Origin of the sequence: Flavobacterium cheonanense (assembly GCF_039539185.1) — a bacterium.
GTDB lineage: Bacteria > Bacteroidota > Bacteroidia > Flavobacteriales > Flavobacteriaceae > Flavobacterium > Flavobacterium cheonanense.
Genome location: NZ_BAABCT010000001.1, coordinates 293,434 through 310,664, shown reverse-complemented (window position 1 = coordinate 310,664; position 17,231 = coordinate 293,434). Strand labels below are relative to the sequence as shown.

Here is a 17,231-nt window from a genome sequence, read left to right as displayed (position 1 = left end):
ATGAAGAAACTCTCATGGTTTAATAAAGTAATGTATTTTTTCAATATAGTGTTGACTGTATTGACTTTTCTTGCTTATGTTTTGCCATTTCTTGCGCCTAAGTTTTTCCCTTTTTTATCTGTTTTAACTCTTGTATTACCTTTGTTTTTAATACTGAACGGATTGTTTTTTATTTATTGGTTGTTCCAAATAAAGAGACAAATGATACTTTCTGGCATTGTATTAATGCTGGGTATTACTTTCGTAAATAAGTTTTACAAGTTTTCTTCTAATGAAAAGACTTTTGAAGAAAAGGATTTTGTGGTTATGAGCTATAATGTTCGACTATTCAATCTTTTTCAATGGTTGCCAAAGGAAAATGTAGGCGATGAAATTAAGCAATTTATTAATGATCAAAATCCAGATATTCTCTGTATTCAAGAATATTCAGAAACTGCTAATGTAGATTTACGTGTGTACAAGCATAAGTTTGTTTTTATGCAAGGAAATAAAATTAGAACTGGTCAAGCGATTTTTTCAAAATATCCTATTATTGACAAAGGTAATATTGAGTTTCCAGAATCTAATAATCTAATCGTTTATGCCGATATTAGAAAAGGAAAAGACACAATAAGAGTTTATAATATGCATTTGCAATCCATTAAAATATCGCCAGATGTTAACGAAATGCAAGACAATGTTGATTCTATAAACCAACACAAATCGGAATTAGTTGTAAAAAGAATTAGTAAAGCATTTACAAAACAACAATTGCAAGCTGAGATTTTAGTAAAAAACAAAAAAGAGTGTTCGTATCCAATGATTATTTGTGGCGATATGAATAATAGTGCCTTTTCGTATGTTTATAGAAGTATTAAAGGTAACCTAAACGATTGTTTTGAAGAAGTAGGAAATGGTTTTGGTCAAACCTATAACTTCAAATATTATCCTGCACGAATTGATTATATTTTTGCTGACAAATCAATTCAAGTTAAGAGCTTTCAAAGCTTTCCAAACTTCAAAAATTCGGATCATTATCCAATAATTGCAAGGTTGATGATTGAGTGATTATAGTGATTGATTTTTTAAATAATCTAAAGCATAACGACCTTCATTAAAAAGCAAATCGAGAATACTCAAATTGTTTATAAAACCATGTTTATCATCAAATACTTGAGTGTAAGGAGTAATGATGGTGGTATCTTTTTTTCCGTTAGCCAAATCTCTAAAGTCATTAAAGTTGGGAACTTCTTGAAAATATTCGGCAGTTTCACTATATGTTAATGGCATTCGCAAACATTTTGAAACCAAAGTCATGGTATCAAAATTTAAATCTTTTAAGAATTCATATTTTTTTTCAAAAATAGGTACTATTTCATCTTCAAAATATTCAAAGAAAGGTGAGCTTCTGTAGCCCGCTTCTAGCGACTTAAAATGTTGTTTTTGCCAATCAAAGTCGTTTTCAATTCTAATATCTTTACTTTTTTGATGACGTTCTTTACTATGTTTGATAGGAATATTTAACATTTGTAAGCCATTCGGACTGTAAATATACATTCTATTGCGATTGGTTTGTTTTTGGAAATTGTCTTCCATTTCAAACGTAATCGAATCTGCTTGCGCCATTGCAATAAACTGACTTATTGATGGGAAATAAGTAGGATATAAAATTATATGATTCATTGTTTATGGTTTGTTGTTTATGGCTCACAAACTATGAACCATAAACTATAAACTATTCTGATTTTTTTGCTTTTCTCTTAGTCCAGAAATATTCTCCTACAAAGTATATTGCTAATAAAGCTAAGAAATATTTAAAATAAGATTGAGGCTGTCCTTCACCACTTACTGTTGTAAACAATCTTTCCCAACGAATTTTATTCATAATTCCTTGACCATTTGAATCCCAACTCATCCAAATAAAGATTGGTTTTCCTACTATATGATCTTCTGGAGTATAACCAAAATAACGAGCATCTAAAGAATTATGGCGATTATCTCCCATCATCCAATAGTAGTTTTGTTTGAAAGTATAAGTAGTAGCTATTTTGTCATTAATATAAATATCATTGCCAACAACTTTCAATTTATTTCCTTCATATTCTTTGATAATAATCTTGTAGAATGGAAGAGATTCTAAAGTTAATGCCACCGTTTTACCAGCTTGTGGAATGTAAATAGGACCATAATTATCGCCACTCCAAGCAATTTTATTTTCATCTGCACCATCGTGATGTTTGCATGGGAAAATTCCATTTTCACGACCTTTTCGTATATTTCTTTTTATAGAAGTAATTCCAGAAACTGTTTTTAGTTTTTCTGCATTTTCAAATGTAAGCGCACGAATAGTTAATGAATCTCTGTCTGCAGTTTCAAATCCATATCCATCAGTAATATTTAATTCTTTGAAAACAGCGTCAAAATCTGTTGTAGATTTTGGATCTAAAGTTACTTTATAAGAATATTGAGGTTTAGCTCTATCTGGTAAAATCAATTCTTTTCCATTGATAAAAACAATTCCGTCTTTGATTTGTAGGCTGTCACCAGGAATTCCAACGCAACGTTTTACATAATTTGTCTTTTTATCGATGGGCTTGTCATATCTTTTATCGGCTGGAAGATACATATGGAATAAGGTATCTCTTGGCCAGTTGAAAACTACAATATCATTATTTTTTATTTTTTCAAAACCAGGAAATCTAAAATAAGGTAATTGCGGAAAAGTAGAATATGATTTTGTCTTAATAAATGGTAAGGTGTCATGAACCATTGGCGCTGCAATAGTTGTCATTGGAGTTCTTGCACCATAATTTTGCTTACTTACAAATAAGAAATCACCAATTAGTAAAGATTTTTCTAAAGAGGATGATGGGATTACAAAAGGCTGAATAAAATAAGTATGAACAAAAGTTGCAACAATGATTGCAAAAAGCAAAGAACCTATAGTATCACCAGTTTTGGTTGCTGGAGTTAAACTTCTATCTTTTATATATTCAACATTCTGAGTATAATTCATGTAGTAAATGTAAAACCCACAAGTAATCACTCCAAGAAAAGTATCAGTTGAAGAATTTTTTCCAAAACTTCTCAAGGTTTCTACCCAAACAATAGGAAACATCATTAGATTGATTACCGGAAGAAATAATAAAAATGTCCACCAAGTTGGACGATTTATGATTTTCATCAAAACTATCGAATTGTAAACTGGAATAAATGCTTCCCAAGATTTTCTTCCTGCTTTTTCATATAATTTCCATGTTCCCAATCCGTGAATTAGTTGAACAATTAGGAAAAACACAAACCATTGATATGCTGTCATTTTATATTTGTTTAAAAGGTTAAGAGATTAAAAGTTTAAGAGCCAAATATCTTAAATTCATTTAATCTTCTATATTCTATTTTCTATACTTTATTCTAATTCTAAAACGTCTTTCATTGAAAAAACACCTTTTTTTCCTACTAACCATTCGGCAGCAATTATTGAACCTAAAGCAAACCCATCGCGATTATGTGCAGTATGTTTGATTTCTATAGTATCTACTTCAGATGTGTAAAAAATACTATGTGTTCCTGGAACATTTTCTATTCTTTTGGCATCAATTTGAATTTCGTTTTCCTTTGGATTTTCTAAAGTCCAATTGCAATAATTTGAATTTTCAATAACTCCTTTTGCTAATGAAATAGCAGTTCCACTTGGAGCATCCAATTTTTGTGTATGATGAATTTCTTCCATTGTAACTTTATATTGATTGAACTTTGACATCATTTTTGCCAAATAATTATTCAATTCAAAAAACAAATTTACTCCTAAACTAAAATTAGAACCATATATAAAAGCACCATTTTTTTCTTCACAAAGTGCTACCATTTTATTGTAATCCTCCAACCAACCTGTAGTTCCTGAAATTACTGGAATTCCGTTATTCAAACACTCAGAAATATTGGTGACAGCAGAACTTGGCACACTAAAATCTATGGCAACATCAGCATTATCTAGTCCATCAAAAGTAGAAGCACTTGATTTTCTTAATACGATTTCATGACCTCTTTCTAAAGCAATTCGTTCAATTACTTTACCCATTTTTCCGTATCCAAGAAGTGCTATTTTCATGATGAGTTAGTTAGCTTGTAATGTTGTTTGTTACAGTTTTAAGAAAACTTTATAATTTTAAAATTACAGAAATGCCAAGATTTTGTCTTGAAGTGAAGTCATTTCTATAAATATCTGGTTTCACAGTAAGTTTTTCATTTACGTTGAAATGCATTAAGTGTGCATCAACATTAGCCTCAACAATATTTAAAATGTAAAACAATCCTGTGATAAGCATCGATAAATCTCGATTTCTTTGATAGAATTTTTGTGCAGCAATAAGTCGCGAATCATCCAAGTATGAGAATTCATCGCCTGTATAACCTTCTAATCGACTTTTGTAAGCATCTCGATATTGATGGTATTTTTTATTATTACTAATATAAAAATAAATACTAGTTCCCATAGCTCCATAAACAATGGGGATTTTCCAATATTTCTTATTGTAAGCTTGACCTAACCCAGGAAGAACAGCTGAATAAAAAGCTGCTTTTGCAGGAGCAAGCGGATTGATTTGTGATTTGCTAATAGTATCTAAAGCTACTAAATCTTTACCCAATTCAGTTTGGCTAAATGACAAATTACTTCCCAAAAGAAGTAAGAATAATGATATGTAAATCGACTTAATCACTAACTGTTGATTAATTTTACAATTCTATTAAAATCCTCTTCTGAATGGAATGGAATTGCAATTTTACCTTTTCCTTTTCCGTCAACTTTTACATCAACTTTTGCTCCAAAGAAATTAGTAAAGGCTTTCTTTTGGTCGTCTGCAATAGAAAATGAACTTGCTTTTTTTGCTTTCGCAGCAGTAGGTTTTAATCCGTCTTGATGTTTTTTCACCAAAGCTTCTGTATCACGAACAGAAAGGTTTTGGCTTACAATTTTTTGATAAATATCAGTTTGAACATCTTGGTCATCTATATTAATCATTGCACGACCATGTCCCATACTAATAAACCCATCACGAATTCCTGTTTGAATAATCGGGTCTAATTTTAAAAGACGTAAATAATTAGTTATTGTAGAACGTTTTTTTCCAACTCGTTCACTCATTTGTTCTTGAGTTAGTTGAATTTCTTCAATCAAACGTTGGTACGATAAAGCAATCTCGATTGGATCTAAATCGTGACGTTGAATGTTTTCAACCAATGCCATTACTAATGATTCGTTATCATTAGCAATTCTGATATACGCAGGAATTGTTGTCATTCCAACTAATTTGGAAGCGCGTAAACGGCGTTCACCAGAAATTAATTGGTATTTATTGAAATCTAATTTTCTTACAGTAATAGGTTGAATAACACCAAGTTCCTTGATTGATGAAGCTAATTCTTTTAATGCTTCTTCATTAAAATTAGATCTAGGTTGAAACGGATTTATTTCAATAGAATCAATTTCAATTTCAAGAATATTACCAACAACTTTGTCAGCATTTTTATCATCAATTGATTTAATATCGTTATCAGGATCTTTTAACAAAGCAGACAATCCTCTTCCTAAAGCTTGTTTTTTTAGTGCCTTCGCCATAAATTAGTTACTGTTTTTTTTAATAATTTCTTCTGCCAAACTCAAGTAATTCGTCGCTCCTTTGCTAGTTGCATCAAAAGCAATGATACTTTCTCCAAAACTTGGTGCCTCGCTTAATTTTACATTTCTTTGAATTATAGTTTTGAAAACCATATCGTTAAAATGTTTTTGAACTTCTTCCACAACTTGATTTGAAAGGCGTAAACGCGAATCATACATTGTTAAAAGCAATCCCTCAATATCTAAGTTTGGATTATGAATTTTTTGAACACTTTTTATAGTATTCAATAATTTTCCTAAACCTTCTAAAGCAAAATATTCACATTGAATAGGAATTACTACAGAATCGGCTGCTGTTAAAGCATTTAATGTTAGTAATCCTAGTGATGGTGCACAATCAATTAAAATATAATCGTATTTTTCTTTAATGCTTTCTAAAGCTTGTTTAAGCATATACTCGCGATTTTCTTTGTCTACTAATTCAATTTCAATGGCAACAAGGTCAATGTGCGCAGGAATTATATCAACATTTGGAGAAGTAGATTTTACAATTGCTTCTTCCGGAATATTACTTTGTTCAATAATTTGATACGTTCCAATTTCTACACTTTCTACATCAATGCCTAAACCCGAACTCGCATTGGCTTGTGGATCGGCGTCGATTAATAAAACTTTCTTTTCTAAAACTCCTAGTGATGCAGCTAAATTAACCGAAGTAGTCGTTTTTCCTACACCACCTTTTTGGTTGGCGATTGCAATGATTTTACCCATTTATTTGATTCAAATTTTGAGTTGTAAAAATACAATTTTTTATGGTTTATAAAAGTGTTATTTGTTAACAATCTTGTAAAATTTAGTTTTCAGTGTTCAGTACTAAATTGTTAGACAATAATTCTCTTTCAAATAAAAAAGTCAGATAGAAAATTCTAACTGACTTTTTTGAAAAGCATTTTACTGACCACTGAATACTGATCACAGAATACTATTACTTACTTCCTTTATTTTTAATCATTGCTTCAAGCATATCCCACATTTCTTGTGGAATTTTTTCTAAAATATTGAATTGTCCAGCGCCTTGCAACCATTCGCCACCATCAATAGTAACAACTTCGCCATTGATATAGGCAGAAAAATCGGAAACTAAATAAGCAGCTAGGTTTGCTAATTCTTGATGATCACCAACTCTTCGTAATGGCACTTTTTTTGCCATGTCAAATTTTTCTGCTAAGTCACCTGGCAATAGTCTGTCCCAAGCACCTTTAGTTGGAAATGGTCCAGGAGCTATCGCATTCATGCGAATACCATATTTTGCCCATTCTACGGCTAAACTTCTGGTCATAGCTAAAACTCCAGCTTTTGCTGTAGCACTCGGAACCACATAACCAGAACCTGTCCAGGCATAAGTTGTAACAATATTTAAAACATTACAATTGGTTTGTTTTGTTTCAATCCAATGTTTTCCAAAAGCTAAAGTGCAGTTTTTCGAACCTTTCAAAACAATATCAATAATTGTATCAAAAGCATTTGCAGATAATCTTTCAGTAGGAGAGATGAAGTTTCCAGCAGCATTGTTTAGAAGAACATCTACCTTTCCAAAAGTTTTTAATACTTCTGCAAGCATTGCTTCTACTTGGTCATAATGTCTTACATCACATTGAACAGGTAAGCATTTACCACCAGTTTCTTTTTCTAATTCTGATGCTGTAGTTTTTAATTTTTCCAAATCTCTTGAAGAAATTGCAACATTAGCACCTAATTCTAGAAAATATTTTGTCATTGCTTTTCCCAAGCCACTTCCGCCACCTGTTACTACAATTGTTATACCTTTTAGAGCATCGTCACGAAGCATTTTTGCTGAAAAATCCATAGTTTAGTTTGTTTTAGAAGTGTAAATATAGAAAATAATTTATTATGCACGCATAATATTATAATTTTAACAATCGATTAGTTGCTTCTATCAAAGTGTTGTCTTCTTTGGCAAAACAAAAACGAATGCATTGTGTTTGCTTTCCATCAGCATAAAATGGAGAAAGTGGAATCGTAGCCACTCCAAATTCTGTAACCAAGCGCTTAGTAAAATCCAAATCTGTTTCATCAGAAATAGCAGCATAAGAAGCTATCTGAAAATAAGAACCCTCACATGGAAGTAGTTCAAATTTAGAATTTTGCATTAAGTTTCTAAATAAATCTCGCTTTTGTTGGTAAAAATTTCCAAGTTCAGAAACTTGCACCAAATCCATATAATCATTGATGGCATATTGAGCAATACTATTGACACTGAACACTAAAAACTGATGTACTTTTTTTATTTCTATCATTAAATGTTCAGGAGCAATTAAGTAGCCAATTTTCCAGCCTGTGATGTGAAATGATTTGCCAAATGAGGAAACGCTAATACTTCTATCTCTAAGTTTTTCACTATGATGTATAGAAATATGTTTGTTTTCAAAAGTGATGTATTCATAAACTTCATCGGAAAGAACTAAAACTTTTGGATACAATTCTAATAATTTTTCGAGTTGTACAAAGTCGTTTTCACTCCAAGTTTTTCCAGTAGGATTATGAGGATTATTAATGATAATCATTTTGGTTTTACTATTCATAGTAGCTCCAATAAGTTCCCAATTTGGAGAGAAATCGGTATTCAGATTGATGCGTTTTGGAATAGCATTACATAATAAAATAGGTGTTTCATAGCAATCATAACTAGGATCCAAAATGATAACTTCTTCTTTTGGTTCAACTAATGCTTGTATGGTTGCAAATATACCTTCTGTAGCGCCTGCAGTAATCAAAATATCAGTTCTCGGATTCACTTTTCTACCATAAGAATTTTGGGTAAGTGTCGCGATTTTCTCAAGTAGTGGAGGAAAACCAGCCATCGGCAAATATTGATGAATTTCTTTTTTTGACCATTGAGCAACTAAGTTTTTTAAACGTTCATCGACAGGAAAATTCGGAAAGCCTTGCGATAAATTTATGGCTTTATAATCTGCTGCCAGTTGAGACATTATGCTGAAAATACTAGTGGTAATATGAGGTAGTTTGGACATGCTGAACAATTATTTTATGCATAAAAGTAAATAAATATATTTTCTATCCCAACCTTTTTATAAAATAACTACTCTATAACATTGTAACAAGTTTTGAAAGAGAACAAATAAATATCCATATGAAAAATCTAATTCTAATCTCGCTTTTGTTTTTTGGAAGTTGGGTTCAAGCTCAAAATCCTCAGTTGAATGTTAAAGGTAAAGATTCGTCGTTGGTGCGATTGAGTCAGTTAAAAGTAAATGTAAAAGTCGTTGGAAATATTGCCTATACTACTACAGAGATGCACTTTTTTAATGGAACCAATCGTCAGATGGAAGCAGAGCTGTTGTTTCCTTTGCCAGAAGGCGTATCAGTTTCGCGATATGCAATTGATATTAACGGTAAAATGCGTGAAGCTGTTCCAGTGAATAAGAATAAAGGAAAACAAGTTTTTGAAGCCATAGAACACCGTCGTGTAGATCCAGGATTGTTGGAAAAAGTAGAAGGAAATAATTTTCGTACACGCATTTATCCTTTACCACCAAATGGGAAACGTATTGTGATTATTGGCTACGAACAAGAATTAAGTAGTTTGGATCCAACCCATTTAGGATATCAAATGTTGAGTAGTTATCCTTATGCATTAGATGTTTTTGAATTGTCAGTTGCCGTTCTTGGAGCTTCTGCAACTCCAACTGTTACTAATGATGAAGGTGTTTTAGCTTTAGAAAATTTGAATCAAAGTTATCAAACTTCGTTGACCAAAAGTAACTACAAACCTAAAGACAAACTCTTGATTTCTATTCCAATTCGTCAAGACATTCCAAGTGTTGTCGTGCAATCTGTTGATGGGCAATATTATTTTTATGCAAACACAGTTTTAGATGGTGCCAACGTAAAAAAGAAAAATCCAAACTCAATCGGATTAATTTGGGACGTTTCTTTAAGTTGTAGAAAACGCGATTTGATAAAAGAATTAGCTTTATTGGATGCTTATTTTAAAGAATTAAATACAGTAGAAGTTGTACTTTATTTTTCAGGATATACTTTTGATAAAAAAGCGACTTACCAAATTAAAAATGGTGATTGGAGTGAATTGAATGCAGCATTAAAACAAGCAAAATACGATGGAGGAACACGTTTTTCTAAAATCAAATTACCGGTTCATGATGAGTATTTGTACTTCACTGATGGATTATCTTCATTGAGTTCTAATGTTTTGCCATCAACTAAAAAACCAGTATATACCATTACTTCATTGCCTTCTTCTGATTATGCTTTTTTGAATTATAATGCTATAAAAACTGGTGGTAATTTTATCAATTTGAATCAATTAAAAGTTGAAGATGCTTTAGATAAATTGGTTTATCAAAGTTTGAAATTTTTGGGTGTAAAAGAAAATTACATGGTAACCGATTTATATCCTATGGTCGGAACACCAGTTTCAGGAAGTTTTAGCGTAGCCGGAATTTCATTGAAAGAACAAAATCAAGTTGTTTTATTGTTTGGTTATGAAGATACTCCAACTTTAGAAAAAACTATAGTTATCAATGCTTCAACACAAGCTTCAACAGATGTTAGTATAGAAAAATTTTGGGCTCAGAAGAAAATTGCCAACTTAGAAATCCAATACAAACAGAATGCAGAAGAAATTGAAACTTTAGGAAAGAAATATGGAATTGTAACGAATAACACATCCCTAATTGTTTTAGAAAATTTATCCGATTATATCCAATACGATATTGTTCCACCTGCTGAATTGCGTCCTGAGTTTGATAGAATGATGAAACAGCAAATTGCTAATGCAGAGGCAAAAAAATACAACAATTGGCAAAATGTTGCTCAATATTACGAAGCATTAAAATTGTGGTGGGATAATAATACCAAGTATTCTAAACCAAAACCAGTAAAAATTCCTAAGCCAAAACCAGTTGTGGTAACTCCTCCAAGAAATGTTAGTTTTAGTGGAGTTAATCCAAGTTTTGTTAGAGGTTTAGTTTACGATAATCAAGGTCCATTACCTGGTGCAATTGTTATGGTGAGAGGTACAACAAGAGGTGTAAGTACTGATTTTGATGGAAAATATTCTATTGATGCTAAAGTTGGCGATCAACTAGTTGTTCAATTTGTTGGAATGGAAAGCACGACAATTACAGTTGGAAATAATAAAAGAATTGATGTTACTTTGAGAGAATCTAGTAGAGTTCTAGATGAAGTTGTTGTGCAAGGATATAGGGTAATGAGAGATTCAAGTCAAGATGATGAAGATGATGAAAAAGAAAATGTAAGAGAAAAAAGAAGTATAACTAGTGCTTACAGTGTAGTCAAATCTGAAGAAATATCAGTGGCTTCTAATCCAAATGCTGTAAGAACATTATCAGGTCAAGTATCTGGAATAAATGTTCAAACAAATACAGCTTGGTCAAACGATTCAAATGCTAATGTTACATATCAAAATGGTTTTGTAAACAATGATAGGACTAAAATAAGTAAATGGAATCCAGATAGAATTTATCTTAAAGCTTTGGCTAATGCTCCGGCAGATAAAAAATATGGTTTGTATTTGGAATTAAGAGAAGGTCAAGAAACCAATCCGAGTTTTTATTTTGATGTAGCTAATCATTTTTATGATTCTGGAGATAAAACAACAGCATTATTAATTGTTAGTTCCATTGCCGATTTAGGATTAGAAAATCATCAATTGTATAAATCCTTGACTTATGTTTTGCGTCAATGGGAAGCTTATGACGATGCATTGCATACGGCTAAACAAGTTGCAGTATGGAGAGAACAAGAACCACAAGCACATCGTGATTTGGCTTTGACTTTAGAAGATAATGGACAGTTTCAAGCGGCTTTTGATGAATTGATAAAAGGATTGGAAGTGAATTATTATGGTGAAATGAGCGGACAATATGCAGGTGTTGAAGATATTATTTTAATGGATTTAAACCGCATGATGCAAGAACACAAAAGCATTAAAACAGATAAATTAGAAAAAAAATATCTAGATAAAATGCCAGTAGAAATTAGAATAATTTTAAACTGGAATCAAATGGATACTGATATCGATTTGCATATTATTGAACCAACAGGTGAAGAATGTTATTACGGACATAGGGATACACAAGCAGGAGCAAGATTTTCTAAAGATTTTACCCAAGGTTATGGACCTGAGCAATATTTATTACGCAATGCTGTAAAAGGAAAATACATCATTAAAACCAATTATTTTGGTGAAAGTGCATTAACAGAAAATGGTCCAGCGACTGTAATGGTTGAGGTTTATACTAGAAAAGGAAATGGTAGTATAGAAAGAAAACTGCAAACAATCCAATTAGGAAAAGTAAAAGAAAACCAAAATTTAGCAGAAATTACAATAGATTAGTTAATTAGTTGAGGTTAATTGTGAAAGCAGCTGTGAAGTAAGTTCAAGGCTGTTTTTTTTAACCTTTATGTTAAAATAAAAAGACTTTTTAAAAACATAATACGTAGTATTATATATTCAGTTTTTACTTCTTCAAATGTTAAATTTTCAAATTTCATTTGGTCAATTGAAAAATAGTTCAGAAGTTTGCGTCATCAAAAAGAAGAAAAAATGAATTTAACTATTTGCAATATGTGTTGTATGATGTGGAAGTTTCCGCAGAGGACATTTATTGCATAATTTTAAGTTTTTAAAATATATACAATCAAACCTCTGCAAATCGCAGAGGTTTTTTTATTTCAACTAATTTCAAAAAATAATAATTCTAAAATGAACGTAATAGCAAAAAATATGATGTCTTGTATGATGATGCACATGATGATGTGTTGTATCGGCATTTGCTATTACCAAAAACGGAAAACGTAAAAGAAATATATATTTCTAGTGTAAAAGTCCTTTTGGTATGCCATCCAAAGGGACTTTTTTTATTTCAAAAATTCAAAAATTTAATATCTAACATCTAAAATTAAAAATCATGAGTACACAAAAATTTGCAACCAGCGCTTTACACGCAGGACACGACGTAACAAAAAATGCAGGAACTAGAGCTGTTCCAATTTATCAAACCACTTCTTACGTTTTTAATGATTCGCAACATGCTGCCAATTTATTTGGTTTAGCAGAAGCAGGATTCATTTACACAAGATTAAACAACCCAACCAACGATATTTTGGAGCAACGTTTGGCAAAACTAGAAGGTGGAATAGGAGCAGTGGTTACCGCTTCAGGAACATCAGCAATTGCAACCACTTTTCTAACATTACTAAAAGCTGGCGACCACATTGTAGCATCCAATAGCTTGTATGGTGGAACCTATAATTTGCTGAATGTCACCTTGCCAAGACTCGGAATCACAACTACATTTGTTAATCCATCAAATCCTGAAAACTTTACCAAAGCAGCACAAGAAAACACCAGAGTATTTTTTGCAGAAAGTCTAGGAAATCCAAAACTTGATGTCTTGGATTTGGAAGCTATTGCTAACGAGGCAAAATCTTTCAAAGTGCCTTTTATTGTTGACAATACTGTCGCAACTCCTTATTTACTTAACCCAATTCAATACGGAGCCGATATTGTAATTCACTCACTTACAAAATACATCACAGGAAATGGAACTTCTCTTGGAGGCGTAATTATTGATGCAGGAAATTTTGATTGGAGCAACGGAAAATTTCCTGAATTTACCGAGCCTTCAGCAGGTTATCACGGATTAAAATATTATGAAGCTCTTGGAGCTGCCTCATTTATTGCTAAAGTTAGAATTGAAGGATTGCGTGATTTTGGCGCGGCTTTAAGTCCGTTCAATGCTTTTCAAACGATTCAAGGTTTGGAAACTTTAGAAATTCGTATTAAAAAACATAGTGAAAATGCTTTGGCTTTGGCGCAATGGTTGGAGGAACAAGACGAAGTTGCTTGGGTAAATTATCCAGGTTTAGCGACTTCAAAATATAAAACTTTAGCTGATAAATATTTGCCAGAAGGTAAAAGTGGTATCGTAACCTTCGGATTAAAAGGTGGATTTGAAGCTGCAAAAAAAGTAGCCGATGAAACCAAGTTGTTTTCATTACTAGCTAATATTGGTGACACCAAATCATTGATTATTCATCCAGCAAGTACAACACACCAGCAACTTTCAGAAGAGCAACAACTTACCACTGGCGTAACTAAAGATTTGATTCGCTTGTCGGTAGGTTTAGAAGATATTGAAGATTTGAAATCCGATTTAAAGTCGGTTTTTGTAAAGCTTCCAGTAGAAAAATTGATTTAGGTTTTTGTTTGTTTTGAACTGCCTCCGATTTCGCGGTTGGAGGCAGTTTTTCACCAAGATTTGCCAAATCTTAATTTTCTTAATTCCTTAATGGTTTAAAAAATAAAAAATGTTAGAAAAAATAGATGTATTTAATTTCACTTTAGAAAACGGAACTACAAAGCCCTATCTTCCGCTGAGTTATCAATTATTTGGGCAACCTTTGGGTGAAGCACCAATTGTGGTGGTAAATCATGCTTTGACAGGAAACTCCAATGTCTCTGGTGAAAACGGTTGGTGGAACGACTTGATAGGAGAAGGAAAAACGATAGATACCAATTTTTTTACAATCATTGCTTTCAATATTCCCGGAAATGGTTTTGATAACAATTTCAGAAATTTAATTTCAGATTACAAACAATTCACCATTCGTGATATTGCCAATATTTTTTGGGAAGGTTTGTTTTCTCTAGATATTTCAGAGGTTTATGCAGTCATTGGCGGAAGTCTTGGAGGTGCGATTGCATGGGAAATGGCGGTGTTGCAACCTAATAAAATTCAAAATCTCATTCCAATTGCGACCGATTGGAAAGCCACCGATTGGGTAATTGCCAATGTGTTGATTCAAGATCAAATTTTGAACAATTCCGATGATCCTATTGCAGATGCTCGTTTGCATGCTATGCTTTTGTATCGAACGCCACAATCTATTAATCAACGATTTAAAAGAGCTCAAAACGATAGGTTAGCGGTTTTTCAAATTGAAAATTGGTTGTTAAATCACGGAATCAAACTGAAGAATCGTTTTCGATTATCAGCTTACAAACTCATGAATCATCTTTTAAAAACAAATGATATTACTAGAAATAGAGGCGATTTTTTAGCTGTGGCAAATGAAATACAAGCGAGTATTCACATAGTTGCAGTCGATACCGATTATTTTTTTATTGCTCACGAGAATCGGAAAGATTTTGAAGCACTAAAATCTGTAAAAGATAATATTTACTATCATGAAATTGAATCCATTCACGGTCATGATGCTTTTTTAATAGAATATGCTCAATTAGAACAATTTTTGAAACCTATTTTTAATAAACAAAAACAACAAAATTATGTCAACGCTTAGAATAAATATAGTCCTTTTCGGAATCGGAAACGTAGGAAGTACGTTAGTGAATCAAGTTTTAGAAAGTCAGAAATTCTTTTTAGAAAAGAAAAATATCGAATTGCGATTTCCAATAATTACCAATTCAACTTTAGCTTTTTTTGAAAAAGATGGAGTTAAAAATCAGTGGGAAGCCAATTTTGCACAATCGGCAATTCCTTTCAAAGTAGAAGATATTATTGATTATGTGAAAGAACTAGAATTAGAAAACTTAATTGCAGTTGATGCAACAGCAAGTTCGGATATTTTAAAAAATTACATTCCTTTACTTCAAAACGGATTTAATATTGTGGCTGCCAATAAAAAAGCGAATACACAACATTTAGATTTTTATAACGATTTGAGAAGAATAGCAAAGAAGTTTGATAAATCATTTTTGTATGAAACCAATGTTGGAGCAGGTTTGCCAGTGATTCAAACCATTAGTGATTTGTATTATTCTGGTGAGAAAATTACTAAGATTAGAGGCGTATTTTCTGGTTCGTTGAGTTATATTTTTAACAGGTTTTCATCAGAAAATGAGCCTTTTTCAAGGATTTTAGTAGATGCCGAAAAACTCGGATTAACCGAACCGGACTCAAGGGAAGATTTATCTGGAAACGATGTGGCTAGAAAATTATTGATTTTAGCTCGTGAATTAGAGCAAAAAGTAGAATTTTCAGATATAAAAGTAGCTTCATTATTGTTGCCAGAATTGAATGAAAAACATTCGAAAGCCCAATATGCAATCAACAAATCACTATTTGATAAATCCTTTAATATAGCCAAAATCACACAATCCGATAATCACGTGTTGCGCTTCGTTGGTGAATTGGATTTAGAGAAAAACCAATTGGAAGTAAAACTAGTTTCGGTTCCCAAAACTACTGCATTAGGTCAATTGAAAGGAGCAGATAACCTTATTGAAATTTATACTAAATCTTATGGTGAAATTCCAATAGTAATTCAAGGTGCTGGTGCTGGAAAAGCTGTAACTGCAAGAGGAGTTTTAACCGATATCCTAAAATTAGCAGAGAAAATTAAAGTTAAAAATGAGGTTTGGGTTTAGAGAAATTTATTAAAAGCTACATTGATTTGTGGCTTTTTTTGACTTTGATTTAATTTAAGTTTTGAATACAATTATTTGATTAATTCAAACTTTATTAATTCCTCTTTGGGACACATTAAAACTGTGGGATTTATTTTTGGATGATTGACAAAAAAATGCAATTCATCTGTTGTAGATTTTTTTGTGAATTTTAAATAATATTGATTTTCAGTATAATTGAAGTGGTAAATATTATTGTATTTTGTGTCTTTGAAATACGATTTGTTTGGTGAATTCAAGTCGTAGTTGTAATCATTGATTTTCAAAGTGTATCCATCACCAAGTTTAATATTGTCAATAAATCGATTGAAAAACTTTCCAGAACTAGCACCAACCAAATCACTTAACGAGAAAAATTCAGGAAAAAAGATTGATTCAAATCCGTAGAAATCTACAAATTTTTGATGAACACTTTTTTTAAACTCAATAGCATATTCAGTCGTTTTTTCTATTTCATTAGTTTCAATTTTAAACGATTTGCTTCCGTCAAAGTTGTAGCAGCTTAAAGATTTATCATTGTTCAAAATCAGGATTCCTACATTTTGTTCAAAATTGTCAACCGGACATTGGGTAATTTTAAAATTTTTATATATAAATTTCCCATTGATAGCAAGACTTAGAGTTTTATCATTTTTAAGAAATAATTGTTTTTCATCATTGGTGTTAGCAAAAATCATATCATAACTCTTTTTAGATTTAAAATCATAAAAAGTTCTGTTGTACATGAATTTGTATTTCAATTTTAAAGGAATTTTTTCCTTAGTGTAAGGATTTATTAAAGTGTTGCCTTTTGAATTAAAAACAAAAAGTTCATTACTAATCACTACAAATGAATTTTCTTTAGAATAAGGAATGTTTACATATTTTCCATTGAACAAATCATAGCAATGAATTTTATCAAATATAACAAAGGAAAACTCATTGATAATTTCTGCTTCTTTGTATTTTGGTTCAACAATTTGCTCTTGTTTGTCATTAACTAAGCCATATAAATTGTTTGAAAAATAGGGCAAAAATTTAGAATAATCTTGAGCTTTAACTGATAATGAAATCAAAAAAATAAATATAAATAGGAACTTTCTTTTCATTAAATACGATAATATTTTATACACA

Annotated in this window: 14 protein-coding genes; 5 read left to right on the top strand and 9 right to left on the bottom strand. The window is 31.5% G+C overall.

Annotated elements, in window-relative coordinates:
* Positions 1-1,047 (top strand): endonuclease/exonuclease/phosphatase family protein, encoded by a 1,047-nt coding sequence (locus tag ABD766_RS01510; protein ID WP_344815055.1) that lies wholly within the window; start codon positions 1-3, stop codon positions 1,045-1,047.
* On the opposite strand, the gene ABD766_RS01505 is transcribed toward ABD766_RS01510, so the two are convergent.
* The 8 genes from ABD766_RS01505 to ABD766_RS01470 form a co-directional block, all read right to left on the bottom strand.
* On the bottom strand, positions 1,048-1,662 hold the full coding sequence (locus tag ABD766_RS01505; protein WP_344815054.1) for a WbqC family protein: 615 nt from the start codon (positions 1,660-1,662) through the stop codon (positions 1,048-1,050).
* A gap of 52 nt (positions 1,663-1,714) precedes the next feature.
* A complete protein-coding gene (gene lepB / locus ABD766_RS01500; protein WP_344815053.1) occupies positions 1,715-3,298 on the bottom strand; it encodes a signal peptidase I in 1,584 nt (527 codons plus the stop codon).
* Positions 3,299-3,388: 90 nt separating this feature from the next.
* A complete protein-coding gene (dapB, locus tag ABD766_RS01495; protein WP_344815052.1) occupies positions 3,389-4,090 on the bottom strand; it encodes a 4-hydroxy-tetrahydrodipicolinate reductase in 702 nt (233 codons plus the stop codon).
* A gap of 49 nt (positions 4,091-4,139) precedes the next feature.
* Positions 4,140-4,628 carry a DUF5683 domain-containing protein gene (locus ABD766_RS01490; RefSeq protein WP_344815051.1) on the bottom strand — a complete coding sequence of 163 codons (489 nt, stop codon included), beginning with the start codon at positions 4,626-4,628 and terminating at the stop codon, positions 4,140-4,142.
* A 71-nt stretch (positions 4,629-4,699) separates the two neighbouring features.
* Positions 4,700-5,599: a ParB/RepB/Spo0J family partition protein gene (locus ABD766_RS01485; protein ID WP_344815050.1), complete on the bottom strand. Its 900-nt coding sequence runs from the start codon at positions 5,597-5,599 to the stop codon at positions 4,700-4,702.
* Positions 5,600-5,602: 3 nt separating this feature from the next.
* Positions 5,603-6,370, bottom strand: a complete 768-nt coding sequence (locus tag ABD766_RS01480) for a ParA family protein (RefSeq protein ID WP_344815049.1) — start codon at positions 6,368-6,370, stop codon at positions 5,603-5,605.
* A 214-nt stretch (positions 6,371-6,584) separates the two neighbouring features.
* Positions 6,585-7,466, bottom strand: a complete 882-nt coding sequence (locus ABD766_RS01475) for an SDR family oxidoreductase (protein ID WP_344815048.1) — start codon at positions 7,464-7,466, stop codon at positions 6,585-6,587.
* 58 nt (positions 7,467-7,524) lie between these two features.
* On the bottom strand, positions 7,525-8,652 hold the full coding sequence (locus ABD766_RS01470; RefSeq protein ID WP_344815047.1) for a methionine aminotransferase: 1,128 nt from the start codon (positions 8,650-8,652) through the stop codon (positions 7,525-7,527).
* A 119-nt stretch (positions 8,653-8,771) separates the two neighbouring features.
* Here ABD766_RS01470 and ABD766_RS01465 point away from each other — a divergent pair, with 119 nt between their 5' ends.
* The 4 genes from ABD766_RS01465 to ABD766_RS01450 all read left to right on the top strand — a co-directional run bounded on the left by ABD766_RS01465 (position 8,772) and on the right by ABD766_RS01450 (position 16,079).
* Positions 8,772-12,020 carry a VIT domain-containing protein gene (locus ABD766_RS01465; RefSeq protein ID WP_344815046.1) on the top strand — a complete coding sequence of 1,083 codons (3,249 nt, stop codon included), beginning with the start codon at positions 8,772-8,774 and terminating at the stop codon, positions 12,018-12,020.
* A gap of 574 nt (positions 12,021-12,594) precedes the next feature.
* Complete coding sequence (locus tag ABD766_RS01460; RefSeq protein ID WP_344815045.1) at positions 12,595-13,887, top strand: O-acetylhomoserine aminocarboxypropyltransferase/cysteine synthase family protein; 1,293 nt, start codon at positions 12,595-12,597, stop codon at positions 13,885-13,887.
* Positions 13,888-13,996: 109 nt separating this feature from the next.
* Complete coding sequence (locus ABD766_RS01455) at positions 13,997-14,992, top strand: alpha/beta fold hydrolase (RefSeq protein ID WP_344815044.1); 996 nt, start codon at positions 13,997-13,999, stop codon at positions 14,990-14,992.
* The gene (locus tag ABD766_RS01450) at positions 14,979-16,079 is read left to right on the top strand and encodes a homoserine dehydrogenase family protein (protein WP_344815043.1); all 1,101 of its coding nucleotides are present in this window, start codon (positions 14,979-14,981) and stop codon (positions 16,077-16,079) included. Before ABD766_RS01455 ends, ABD766_RS01450 begins: the two co-directional genes overlap by 14 nt.
* 71 nt (positions 16,080-16,150) lie before the next feature.
* Here ABD766_RS01450 and ABD766_RS01445 read toward each other — a convergent pair whose 3' ends face one another.
* Positions 16,151-17,206, bottom strand: coding sequence for a hypothetical protein (locus ABD766_RS01445; RefSeq protein WP_344815042.1), 1,056 nt, complete (start codon positions 17,204-17,206; stop codon positions 16,151-16,153).
* Between the last annotated feature and the right edge of the window lie 25 nt (positions 17,207-17,231).